This window comes from Campylobacter concisus, assembly GCF_002914195.1.
Taxonomy (GTDB): domain Bacteria; phylum Campylobacterota; class Campylobacteria; order Campylobacterales; family Campylobacteraceae; genus Campylobacter_A; species Campylobacter_A concisus_M.
Map to the genome: position 1 here is coordinate 1 of NZ_PPAU01000149.1, position 1831 is coordinate 1831.

A 1831-nucleotide genomic window follows, 5' to 3' on the forward strand; every position below is an offset into this window, starting at 1 on the left:
TATTAAGCCAGTCCAAGTATGCTTCTTATCAAATTTTCAAAGATACTCCCAATGGAGCTATTAAGCCAATAACTAGCTATGATGTAACAACTATTAGAAATACTTTCGCGAATGCACTCAAAGAGATAGAGGACGAAAATAGCAGAAAAATGGAGCTGGCCAAACAAATTATGTTGGATTTTAAATTTGGCTCATTGTTTCCATCTTACTTTTCGTCAAAGTCAGAGCGAGATATGTTAAATTATGCAAGAAGGCTATGCGAGCTTTATGCCAATGACTTTTTGGGTAAAAATCCTGCTTCTTTACCATCTAATTGGGAAAATATAGGCATGAAGGTAGGCTTTTTAAAAAAATCTATTGACAATGACTACTCTAGGCAAGTAAGTGTTTTAAATACTACAATGACCGATTTATCAAAAAAGAGCAACGTCAAGGCTTTAGTGCTTACCAACACAATAGAGTTTGCAAAAAAAGCATATAAGATACTCAATAAGAACTTCAAAATGCCTATTTTGTATCTTGATGGTAGCTCTATTGATAAGCAAGATACATTTGAGGCAATCAGAAAAGCAAGTAATGACAAAAATTTTATTCTAGTATCTACGACAAGCCTAATTAAAGAGGGTATAGATTTGCCTAGCATAAATTTAGTCTATTCTCTGTCCCCAGTCTTTAATCCAATAAATTCCATCTACTCTTTAGAGCAATTAATCGGACGTGCAATTAGACCAAGCAACAACAAAGAGAAGAGTGAAATCGTAATTTTTGATGCCTTTACGAGGGACTTTAGTAATAGGCGAGATGAAATTTTAAGTATCATCAGTGACAACTTGCACCCAATATGTATCAATACTTATGAGAACGGAAAAGACTATTTAGCAAATTTAAATAATAGAAATTTCATTCAAAATGAAGCAGATCTATTTAATAGTAGGACGATTAAAAATCACTAAAAAGGACATAAAATGTCAGAAAATTTAAAAGAAATTCTTTCTAAAGAAAAAAATCAAGTGATAGGTGAAAAATTTGTAGGCATTAAGATCGTTGAGCAGAGCATAGAAGACGTCGAAACAATTTATTCATATAATGGCAATAAAGTTGAAAATACTGTGCAAGACCTGGAAGACGTTGCAGACTTATTAGTAAATGCTGATGGTGTAGAAAATATGAATGGCAAAAAAATTTATTATGAAGTCGCCGATACACCAGAAAAAACAATCAAAGATGTTAGAAACAAATTTAAAAGCAAGACCAGCAACAGCGAAACATATATAAACAGTATTAAAAGCATCATCAACAATGAAGAGCAAAACGATTTTATAAACAAAATTATGTTGCCAAAAATAACAAAGGCTATTGCGGACGCCAATACCACAAAGGCTGAGTTAATTCTTAAAAGCCCATTAATGATAGAGGCTCTTAGTCAAGCTGGATACGCTGGTATTGAAATGGGAACTTTTGGTGATCAAGAACCATACGCTGTTTTAAAAAAAGAGAATGAAGGCAAAATAACTAATAATGGAGCTATTAAAAATTTTGATGAAATTTACTCTATGCTACGCCAAGATTGGTTTAATAATAAGAAAATAACTGGAGATGCGCTTGGGTTTGATAAATTAACAGAGCAAATTTCGCAGGATTTAAATAATATCCTGAAAAGCGACTTTATCTACAATAACGTTTCAACGCTATCTAAAAACCCTTTTGAAAGCCAAGAGAGAAAAGACAATATCTTAGGGCATTTGGCAGCACTTAGCTTACTAGATACCACTGAGCAGGATAAACAAAGACTGATTGAGGAGTATCTATCTGATTTACTAGATAGCATAGA

General features: G+C 32.9%; 2 protein-coding genes. Both read left to right on the forward strand.

Annotated features, from left to right (window positions below; translation table 11 throughout):
- Positions 1 to 953, forward strand: a 953-nt coding sequence (locus CYP28_RS10085; RefSeq protein WP_141090934.1) for a C-terminal helicase domain-containing protein, incomplete at its 5' end; no start/stop codon positions are given.
- Positions 954 to 965: 12 nt separating this feature from the next.
- On the forward strand, positions 966 to 1831 hold an 866-nt coding region (locus CYP28_RS10090; protein ID WP_141090935.1), incomplete at its 3' end, for a hypothetical protein.